Raw genomic sequence first — 8739 nt, 5'->3', positions numbered from 1 at the left:
GAAGAAATAAAAACAAACTTGTTCTTCATTCCAAATGGTAACAAATATAAAGAAAATTGGAAAAATTTCGATGTTTTCTGCACAAACATTGAAATTGATGAATCAAATATTCTTAGTCTTGCAGAATTATATGGCAAAAGATGGAACATAGAAAATTTTTACAGAGATGCTGAGAATAATTTCATGGTAAAAACAAAAACAGCAGATTTAATTATAAGATATTTCTTTTTCCTTTTTATGTCTTTGTTGTACAACCTTTGGTATTTTGTGAGAATATATTATCCAATAACAGCCGAGGAATGGAAGGACTTAGTTGAAGAGGAATTAGTGAAAGAGAATAAGATGGAAAGGATAATTAACATGTTAATTCAGTTGAAATTGTTTTATTCTTCTTTCTTGCAGAGATACAGAAGTATCTTCTGTTATTATTTTTTAAGATATAGCAAATTTTCCAACAAAAACTTGTGCAAACCCTTATTTTGAATGGAATAAAGAAAATTTTCATCCAAAATCGTTGTTGGAAAACACTACCAACAACGATTCATTGCTTCACTTTCGGAAATACTGTAATCTACTTTCATAACATAAATTGAGCCATCTTTGAATAGTATCCATCTTATTTTATCTCCATCTTTTAATTCAATTTTTTCAACTATGTATTTTGGGAGAGTTGTTCTTCTCCTACTTCCCCTTATCGTTACACTTGTTTCAGTTATATATTCAACATCCTTCATATCTATTTTCATTCTTCCTCCTCCAAAATTCTGCTCTCTGGTTTTGCATATTTAATAATAAGGAGAAGGGTAAAAACTGAAATAAGTATAGCAAGAATTATTGCAAAATTTATTGATATAAAGGATGAAATTATTGTCTTCGCATTGATTATCATCAGCAATACTCCAACAAGGCTACCAAGCAAAACAGATGGAATTCGCTTGCATGTATATGCAGATAATGGAGCTGCTATAACTCCTCCCACTATTAGTGGTAGTGTTATATTCCAGAGGAAATTTTCTATTCCAAGAGTTATTGCAAATGCTACTGTTATTGATATGGTTACAAAAAATTCAGCAAAATTTACCGAGCCAATAACCTTTCTTGGCCTGCGTTTATTTAAAGCAACAAGTGAAGAAGTGCATACAGGCCCCCATCCTCCGCCTCCTATTGCATCAAGCAGTCCGCCAGCAAAACCAACAGCAAATACAAATCTTTTTGAAAAATTTCCCTCCCTTTTCTTTATTTTTCCGAAATAAAATCTTAAAAATATTACAAGTCCAAGACAAAGAAGGATAAAGCTCACAATTATCTTAACACCTTTTTCAGGAATTATATCTGAAAGAATATAGGCGCCGAGCACTCCTCCAATTATTCCAGGAATTATTAATGGCAATAAGATATCCTTATCAACATTTCCAAATTTTAGGTGGCTTATTCCAGATGTGAATGATACAAATATCTCCGCCATATGCACGGAGGCGGAAACAAGAGCGGGCATGAAACCAGCGGCAACAAGAAGAGAGGAAGAGGAAACACCATAGCCCATCCCTAAAGTGCCATCTACATATTGAGCGATAAATCCCGCAAGCAGTGGTAAAAGATAATAAAACATGATAATAAATATCAACAAGTATATAAATTTGGCTTCAAACCAATAACATTTGGCTTCAAAATATTTTGTTTTCCCAAAATTTATTAAGGAAAATATATATATTTTCATGGAAAAAAATGATACAATATATAAAATTTTCAAGTTATTCAAGGAAAATGTTATAAAAATACTGTTTGTTTTGAGAGAAAAAGAAAAAATAAGATGGAAGGAATTGCAGGAAGAAACAAAAATATCTACTGCAACATTTAACAGGGCTTTATCTGCTTTAAAAGATGTAAATTTTATAAAAAAGGAAAATGAATATTATAGCCTAACATGGACTGGAAAACTCGTTACAGATGGGTTAATCCTTATTGGTTTGCACATAGGAGAGGAAATGGAAGAAGTTGCTGATGAGGTTGCGGAAAAATTACTTGCAAAGGATATAATTATGGCAACAATAATGCTTGTTCTTGTAAGCATAAAAAAGAGGGAAAAATAAGAATTGATAGATTTGAAGAAGAAATAAAGAGGGAAATGAAGGTAATGAAGAATTTATTGAAAGAATATGAGAGGGAAGGATATGTTGAAATAAAGGATGGGTGGGTTTATGCAAAGGATAAGATGAAGGAGTTTGATATAAAGGATATATTCAAATGAAAGGATGCTACATTCTTTTAATTGAGATTGAAAAAGATAAAAAAATAAAAATTGGAAAAAGAGGGATTTATTTTAAGAGAGGATACTATGCTTATGTTGGCTCTGCGATGAATAGTATTGAAAAAAGGTTGGAAAGGCATTTAAGAATGGAAAAAAGGAAGAGATGGCACATTGATTATTTGCTTGAAAAGGGAAAAATAAAAAAAATTTTTTATAAAGAAAGCAAGTTTAAGGAAGAATGCGATATAGCAAGAAAATTTGATTCTTTTGAATTTATTCCAAAGTTTGGTTCAAGTGATTGCCAATGCAAAAGTCATCTATTTTATGCCAATAGCATCGAAGCTTTTTCCGAAGTTTTAGCAGATTTTAACTTATTCAGTTTTTAACTCCTTCTTCGGCATCAATTCAGTTATTGCAACAATTATTGCCCATGCAATAAATATGCAGATTGTCATTGGCAAGCCAATCTTAAGCATCTCTGGCAACACTTCGCTAAGCCCAGCTGTTAAGAAAGGCGGATATGGAACTACTTCTCCGTGTGCTATGTGTTCAACTGCAAGCATTGCAGCTCCTCCCCAAAGCATGGCATTCAGTATATCCATTCTATATTTCTTATGCATCTTTTTCCTTGCGAGCAGGCCCGCAACGCCCGCCGCCGTGGGCACGAGGAAACACGCCATTTTTATCACCTCTTTTTTTCAATTGCTACAAGCACCAGCCATATTGCTATGACTGGAACTGCCATAACAATTCCAAGAATAATTCCATTGTTTATTAATCCTTCGGTTTCGTATTCAAGGAAATTTCCCCCTTCATAACCAAGAACATGGTCCACCAATATCATAACAAATGCTCCCCAGAACATAAGAGCAAGATAATTTAATTTGTATTTCTTAAGAAATGCATATAATATGGTTGCAATGATTGCAAAGATGAGTGTTGTTATCAGCCACATATTATCACATATTACTTTTTTCAAAAAAAGTAATACTTTTTCATATTTAAGGATTTCGAAAATTAATGTTATTGAGAATCCTGTATATATCTATTGCACCTCCAATATATCCCCTCTGAAACCAAATCTCTCAAGAAGTCGCCTAGCGTTATTTATACATCCAGCAGTGCTGTAATGTACTTCGACATACAATCCGTTAGATAACCGTTTTGGGGCCCTAAAATTATCCCCATATCTGTGTTTAGGCTCTGTATTTATTAAGTGGCGTTTCCTTCCAATTGGTATTGGGCAATCGCTTTTTTTTAATTTTCCCTTCTGGATAAGCCATTCTGCAACATTTATTAGTATTTCGTAAGAGTTCCTGACCTCAAAAACATCGCTACTTATTTTAATTCTTCTTGGTCGCCTTCCTTCCCATGCAGGTATTTCTGATGGAGATATTTGTTCTTCTGTTTCTTCTGTTGGAACAATTAATTCTTTGATCTTTTCTTTGAGAAAATCCTCAATTTCCATGACTTCAAATTCATAATCGGGATATCCTTCTTTAATTAAATTCTCAAAAACAGGAATTAGCCCTTTGATAATTTCTTCTGGCTCATCTACCAGAGAATGCCAGATTTCATCCAATATTTGGAGTTTCTTTATAAGTCTCTCGATATTGTCGATATTATCCTTCGAAATAGTACATAGTTTTCTTACGCTTGCAGTTAATTCATCACTTTCAATATCCGTTTTCCAAACTATTCTCTCAGACATTGTAGTTCCTTCTTGAAAAGCCCTGAAAAGTATCCAAACAGCTCCATTGGTTAAAACTCCATATTTCATTCCCTCGCCAAAACAATATTTTGCCAACTGACGAATGACTTCTTTTTGTTCTATATCTATCGATAATTTCTTTGTTTCAATAAATAGAACTTTTTTTCCGTTCTTTATAAGAGATTAATCAGGAAATCCTTCTTCGGTGGAAACATTTGGTTGTACTTCTTCAGGGTTCTCGGGACACCATCCTAAAGCATTTAATACGGGATTTATTATATGCTCTCTTACTGCCGCTTCGTTTTCTTCATAAAGAGAGTGATATTTTTTCATTTTCTCAACGACTGCTTCTAAAATTCCCTTAAGCATTTTCCTCACCGTTTATCTTTTTGCAGGATTTCATTTTTATTGTTTTTTCAAAAATTTTCTTAATATATATCTCATTCTTCTGAAAAAATATATTATATAGTCGATTTTCTTCTTCACTTATCATCTTATAAAAAATAGATTTCACTATTTAATATTTTATGCTCTTTTCAAGGGTTATTATTCTATAAACCTATCTACATGAGTTTAACTCCTTTTCGAGACCAATAAATTTAGCAATTGTTAAACATATAAATATATCAAATCCTATTATAGTGTGGAGAAGTGGCAATCTCGAGTGGCATTTTTATTTGCATCGATTGGCTCAGCAGTTGGGCTCGGAAACTTATGGCGCTTTCCTTATGTTTGCTATAAAAGCGGAGGAGGGGCTTTTCTTATTCCTTTTATAATTGCCCTCTTTGTTGTTGGAATTCCTCTTCTAATAGCTGAATTTGCTGTTGGTAACATTTATGCCCATTCTGCCCCTATGGCTCTTAAAAAAATATCAAAAAGAAGCGAGTTTGCCGGGTGGCTAAGCGTTATTGTTGCATTTTTTATTTCAATATATTATTGTGTAATAGTTGGATGGAGTTTATGCTATATCATTCATTCAATTTTTATGGCATGGGGGACAGATGCTTCTTCTTTCTTTTATTATAAATTTTTAAGTAGTGGAGAGCAAATACTTTTTTCAATTCTTTTTGTATGGGTTGCAATATACCTTATCCTTTATAAAGGAGTTAAATCTATTGGTAAATTCTCCATGATAGCGGTTCCTTTTCCAGTTATACTATTGCTAATATTAACATTTGTTGGATTAACATTGCCAAATGCTACAAATGGCTTGGAATTCTATCTTGCTCCAGATTTTTCAAAACTTTTATTGCCATCCACATGGCTAGCTGCTTTTGCTCAGGTTTTCTTTTCACTTTCCCTTGCCCAAGGAATAATGATTGCATATGGAAGCTATTTAGAAAAGAAATCAGATATAACAAACAATTCTTTTATTACAGCATTTGCAGATTGTGGGATTGCTTTTCTTGGTGGATTTGCTGTTTTTTCAACACTTGGCTACCTGTCTTTTACTACTGGAATGAATTTTGAGGAAATTGCAAGAGGTGGATTTGCCCTTGCCTTCATCACATATCCAACAGTTATATCAAAAATTCCATTCCTTCAATCAATTTTTGGATTAATGTTCTTTTCAATTTTATTTTTATTTGGCTTAACTTCCGCATATTCAATGGTTGAGGCAATATCAAAAAGCATAAGTGAAAAATTTAAAATAAGCAGACAAAAATCAAATTTTATAATCTGCTTAATTGGACTTCTTGCTGGTTTGCTAATTGGAAAAAATATATTGCTAATAGAGACAGCTGATCACTTCATTTCAGATTTTGCACTTGTTGTCGTTGGCTTGCTTGAGTGCATAATATTTGCCTATCTTCTTGGTGATGAAAAATTAAGGAAATATGTAAATAAGGTATCAGAAATAAAAGTTGGAAGGTGGTGGGGCATTTCCTTAAAATTTTTGGCGCCCGCCGTGCTTGCCTTCATGCTTTTTGCTTCTTCAACTAGTCTTCTGAGCTATCCTTCAATTGGTTTTTTAATAATTTTATTGATTTTCTTCCTTTCCTTTACTTTATGGAGGACAAAATGTCGGCGGGCGCAATAGCAATGGCAATAATTGGATGTGCTGTTTTTTATGGTGGATTATTTTACTGCATATACAGGGCTATAAGGAAAAAATAATTATTCAAAAAGAGTTAAAGCATACATAACAACTACTCCCGCAATTATTGATAAAAGCTGTAGAAATGATTTCTTAAAATTCAATTCTTTATGTAATTCGGGCATCATATCTGAACCAGCAATGTATATAAATCCTCCTACTGTAACTGGAATAAGTATATTCACCAGCAAATCATTTTTAATTGTTAGAACAATTAATGCTCCTAAAACTGCGGTAAGAGCGGAAAAAAAATTGAAGAGCAAAGCTTTTGATTTGCTGAACCCTCCATAAAGAAGAGAACCAAAATCACCTATTTCCTGAGGTATCTCATGAAATATAACAGCAAAAGTTGTCGCAATTCCAAGATTTAAATCAGCCATATAACTTGCCCCTATAACAAGACCATCTATAAGGTTGTGAAGGGCATCCCCAAAAAGAATCATGGAGGAAAGAGTATGTGGATGTCTTTCAGATGGAAGAATATGGCAGTGCCTCCAGCGAATAATTTTCTCAAGTAAAAAATATGCAACAATCCCGCAAATGATACAAATCCCGTAATAACTTTTAAATCCCCTATCTATCATTTCTGGCAGTAGATGAAGAAATGCCCCGCCGAAAAGCCCGCCAGCAGAAAATGCGACGAGATAAATTAATGCTTTTCTCAGCTTCTCCTCGTTTATCCATAGAACTGTTATACCAATGAGTGAAATCATGCTCACAATTATAACACTTAAAATTGTATATACCCAAATCATATTACCTCCAAAATTATTTCTCTTCCCATGCTGTCATATGCTTTCCAGTTTTTTTCATTATAAGGATATGCCACTATTACATGAATTCTTCCACTTTTTCTGAAGGTAATTAAATCCTCGCTCGATGGAAAATAACTGCCAGATGGATGTGAATGTGCAGTTCCAACTATTGATTTATCCACTGGAAGCATTGCAAGATTAAATGATGCAGAACTTCTTCCATATATCATCTGAGGTATTATAACAAACTCCTCTATTAAATCTTTTTTTCTTCCAATAGAAAGAAATGCTAAAAATTCCTTGGGATGCATTTCTTTTGCGGCTTCAATTATCGTTTTTAAACATTCCTTTTTTATTTTCATTTTTCCAACTTCTTATAAATTTTCTCAAAAAACTTGTTGTTTATTTTTATAAATTTTGCCTTCTCCTCTGATATCATCAATTCAATAACATCATCCTTTGATATTTTTTTATTATAAAGCCCATCTACTGCAATTTCTGCATCTTTAAAGACCTCTATTTTTATTTTTCTTTCAGAAGATAAAACAAGAGGATGAAAATCTCTCCTGAAAGGAGCAATTGCAACAATCAAAAATGCATTTATTTTCGGCTCAATAACTGGTCCCCCTAAGGAAAGAGAATAACTTGTTGAGCCAACTGGTGTTGAAACAACTAAACCATCCCCACTTCCTTCCTTAATAATTTGCTCATCAACATAAATCTTATAAGGCAAAATTTTACCAAGATTTGCAGTATGAATTACAATTTCATTTACTGCATCTGGTAATCTCTTCTTATTCAAAAAAATTTTTATTTTCATATATTCCTCAACAAAATAATTTCCTTTCAAAATTTCTTCAATTGCTTTTTCCGTATCATCAGCATCCACTTCAGTAAGAAATCCAACTCTGCCCGCATTTATTGAAAAAACAGGTTTTTTTGAGTGCCTCAGAGTTAATAAAATTGTTCCATCTCCCCCAACAACAATTATTCCATCACATCTCTCACCCATCTCTTCAATTTTATAACCCCTCTTTTTCATATAATTTGCTATCTTTTCCTCAAGAACTGCATTTCCTATTATCTTATAAACCCTTTTCCCTATTTCATATGCTTCCACCGATGGCTTGCATACAATACCCCATCTCATATCAACACCTTCAAAATCTCTTCATCACAACCAGCAATAACCCCGCTCCTTACTTTCAAATCAAGGGGCAAATCAAGCTCCTCACCATTCTCATCCCTAACAATCCCCCCCGCTTCTTCCACAATCAGGCTTGCCGCCGCAAAATCAGTAACTCGCAAGCTCTTTTTCCCCATAAAATATGCCTGCGCCGCCCCGCATGCAACAAGACACATTTCAAGAGCGGCCGCGCCCATCGCCCTTACATGGTGCTTGTTTGATAGTCTCCATGTTTTTTCATTTCCAGATTCTCCGAGCACGAGACAGAGGAAGGGGTTATTTCTTTTCTTTACCCTTATAATTTTTTTATTTAGAAATGCTCCTTTTCCAGCGATTGCTTCAAAAATTTCTCCTGTTGGAATATTTTTTACTATACCATATGAAACATCTTTTAATTTTTCTTTTCCTATTGCTACTGAAACACCATAAAAAGGAATACCAGCGATTGCATTTCTTGTTCCATCAATCGGGTCGATAACAAAAGTATATTCGCAACCATTATCAATAAAACCACATTCTTCAGATAGAATATTTCCTTCCTTTCCTATTATTTTTAATGCAATATCCTCAGCAATCTTATCAATATAATTTGTAGGTGTTCCATCCGCACCCATCTCAATGAATTCACCAAATTTATTCTTATCATCGCTCCTTATTTTTTTATCTATCTCCTCAGTTATTTCTCTTGCCTTCTCAATCAATTTCTCCATTGATTTTTGAATATTTATTAATATTAAAACA

The 8739-nt window shown here is 33.4% G+C and carries 15 protein-coding genes; 5 read left to right on the top strand and 10 right to left on the bottom strand.

Annotated features, from left to right (window positions below; genetic code table 11):
* Positions 1-18 precede the first annotated feature (18 nt).
* Entirely contained in the window at positions 19-483 is a 465-nt protein-coding gene (locus H5T45_01075; protein ID MBC7128309.1) for a hypothetical protein, read from the top strand.
* Positions 484-527: 44 nt separating this feature from the next.
* On the opposite strand, the gene H5T45_01070 is transcribed toward H5T45_01075, so the two are convergent.
* A complete protein-coding gene (locus H5T45_01070; protein MBC7128308.1) occupies positions 528-746 on the bottom strand; it encodes an AbrB/MazE/SpoVT family DNA-binding domain-containing protein in 219 nt (72 codons plus the stop codon).
* Complete coding sequence (locus H5T45_01065; protein MBC7128307.1) at positions 743-1717, bottom strand: sulfite exporter TauE/SafE family protein; 975 nt, start codon at positions 1715-1717, stop codon at positions 743-745. Before H5T45_01065 ends, H5T45_01070 begins: the two co-directional genes overlap by 4 nt.
* On the opposite strand from H5T45_01065, the gene H5T45_01060 reads away from it, so the two are divergent.
* Positions 1716-2090 carry a winged helix-turn-helix transcriptional regulator gene (locus H5T45_01060; protein ID MBC7128306.1) on the top strand — a complete coding sequence of 125 codons (375 nt, stop codon included), beginning with the start codon at positions 1716-1718 and terminating at the stop codon, positions 2088-2090. The two genes, H5T45_01065 and H5T45_01060, sit on opposite strands and share 2 nt — an antisense overlap.
* A 154-nt stretch (positions 2091-2244) precedes the next feature.
* On the top strand, positions 2245-2634 hold the full coding sequence (locus tag H5T45_01055) for a GIY-YIG nuclease family protein (protein MBC7128305.1): 390 nt from the start codon (positions 2245-2247) through the stop codon (positions 2632-2634).
* On the opposite strand, the gene H5T45_01050 is transcribed toward H5T45_01055, so the two are convergent.
* From H5T45_01050 to H5T45_01035, 4 genes are all read right to left on the bottom strand, one after another.
* Positions 2620-2928: a hypothetical protein gene (locus H5T45_01050; GenBank protein ID MBC7128304.1), complete on the bottom strand. Its 309-nt coding sequence runs from the start codon at positions 2926-2928 to the stop codon at positions 2620-2622. The genes H5T45_01055 and H5T45_01050 overlap by 15 nt on opposite strands.
* A 5-nt stretch (positions 2929-2933) precedes the next feature.
* Entirely contained in the window at positions 2934-3227 is a 294-nt protein-coding gene (locus tag H5T45_01045) for a hypothetical protein (GenBank protein ID MBC7128303.1), read from the bottom strand.
* A 66-nt stretch (positions 3228-3293) separates the two neighbouring features.
* Positions 3294-4136: a hypothetical protein gene (locus tag H5T45_01040; GenBank protein MBC7128302.1), complete on the bottom strand. Its 843-nt coding sequence runs from the start codon at positions 4134-4136 to the stop codon at positions 3294-3296.
* 6 nt (positions 4137-4142) lie between these two features.
* The gene (locus H5T45_01035) at positions 4143-4328 is read right to left on the bottom strand and encodes a hypothetical protein (protein ID MBC7128301.1); all 186 of its coding nucleotides are present in this window, start codon (positions 4326-4328) and stop codon (positions 4143-4145) included.
* A gap of 274 nt (positions 4329-4602) precedes the next feature.
* Between H5T45_01035 and H5T45_01030 the strand changes: the two genes are divergently transcribed.
* Together H5T45_01030 and H5T45_01025 are read left to right on the top strand one after the other, a co-directional pair.
* On the top strand, positions 4603-6000 hold the full coding sequence (locus H5T45_01030; protein ID MBC7128300.1) for a sodium-dependent transporter: 1398 nt from the start codon (positions 4603-4605) through the stop codon (positions 5998-6000).
* The gene (locus H5T45_01025) at positions 5970-6077 is read left to right on the top strand and encodes a MetS family NSS transporter small subunit (protein MBC7128299.1); all 108 of its coding nucleotides are present in this window, start codon (positions 5970-5972) and stop codon (positions 6075-6077) included. Before H5T45_01030 ends, H5T45_01025 begins: the two co-directional genes overlap by 31 nt.
* On the opposite strand, the gene H5T45_01020 is transcribed toward H5T45_01025, so the two are convergent.
* The 4 genes from H5T45_01020 to H5T45_01005 are packed head-to-tail and all read right to left on the bottom strand — an operon-like array spanning position 6078 to position 8708.
* On the bottom strand, positions 6078-6812 hold the full coding sequence (locus H5T45_01020; GenBank protein ID MBC7128298.1) for a ZIP family metal transporter: 735 nt from the start codon (positions 6810-6812) through the stop codon (positions 6078-6080).
* Positions 6809-7174 carry a Mov34/MPN/PAD-1 family protein gene (locus tag H5T45_01015; GenBank protein MBC7128297.1) on the bottom strand — a complete coding sequence of 122 codons (366 nt, stop codon included), beginning with the start codon at positions 7172-7174 and terminating at the stop codon, positions 6809-6811. The genes H5T45_01020 and H5T45_01015 overlap by 4 nt, the downstream gene beginning before the upstream one ends.
* The gene (locus tag H5T45_01010) at positions 7171-7962 is read right to left on the bottom strand and encodes an NAD(+)/NADH kinase (GenBank protein MBC7128296.1); all 792 of its coding nucleotides are present in this window, start codon (positions 7960-7962) and stop codon (positions 7171-7173) included. Before H5T45_01010 ends, H5T45_01015 begins: the two co-directional genes overlap by 4 nt.
* Positions 7959-8708: an inositol monophosphatase gene (locus tag H5T45_01005; protein ID MBC7128295.1), complete on the bottom strand. Its 750-nt coding sequence runs from the start codon at positions 8706-8708 to the stop codon at positions 7959-7961. The genes H5T45_01010 and H5T45_01005 overlap by 4 nt, the downstream gene beginning before the upstream one ends.
* Positions 8709-8739: the final 31 nt, after the last annotated feature.

It is taken from the genome of Thermoplasmatales archaeon (assembly GCA_014361245.1).
Taxonomy (GTDB): domain Archaea; phylum Thermoplasmatota; class E2; order UBA202; family JdFR-43; genus JACIWB01.
This window is presented reverse-complemented; position numbering and strand designations above follow the sequence as displayed.

What these genes read in the sequence shown, in the direction of transcription:
- H5T45_01065 (MBC7128307.1), bottom strand. Translation starts at nt 1,717, where the DNA reads ATGAAAATATATATATTTTCCTTAATAAATTTTGGGAAAACAAAATAT.
- H5T45_01025 (MBC7128299.1), top strand. Translation starts at nt 5,970, where the DNA reads ATGGAGGACAAAATGTCGGCGGGCGCAATAGCAATGGCAATAATTGGA.
- H5T45_01035 (MBC7128301.1), bottom strand. Translation starts at nt 4,328, where the DNA reads ATGCTTAAGGGAATTTTAGAAGCAGTCGTTGAGAAAATGAAAAAATAT.
- H5T45_01020 (MBC7128298.1), bottom strand. Translation starts at nt 6,812, where the DNA reads ATGATTTGGGTATATACAATTTTAAGTGTTATAATTGTGAGCATGATT.
- H5T45_01010 (MBC7128296.1), bottom strand. Translation starts at nt 7,962, where the DNA reads ATGAGATGGGGTATTGTATGCAAGCCATCGGTGGAAGCATATGAAATA.
- H5T45_01050 (MBC7128304.1), bottom strand. Translation starts at nt 2,928, where the DNA reads ATGGCGTGTTTCCTCGTGCCCACGGCGGCGGGCGTTGCGGGCCTGCTC.
- H5T45_01005 (MBC7128295.1), bottom strand. Translation starts at nt 8,708, where the DNA reads ATGGAGAAATTGATTGAGAAGGCAAGAGAAATAACTGAGGAGATAGAT.
- H5T45_01060 (MBC7128306.1), top strand. Translation starts at nt 1,716, where the DNA reads ATGGAAAAAAATGATACAATATATAAAATTTTCAAGTTATTCAAGGAA.
- H5T45_01055 (MBC7128305.1), top strand. Translation starts at nt 2,245, where the DNA reads ATGAAAGGATGCTACATTCTTTTAATTGAGATTGAAAAAGATAAAAAA.
- H5T45_01015 (MBC7128297.1), bottom strand. Translation starts at nt 7,174, where the DNA reads ATGAAAATAAAAAAGGAATGTTTAAAAACGATAATTGAAGCCGCAAAA.
- H5T45_01070 (MBC7128308.1), bottom strand. Translation starts at nt 746, where the DNA reads ATGAAAATAGATATGAAGGATGTTGAATATATAACTGAAACAAGTGTA.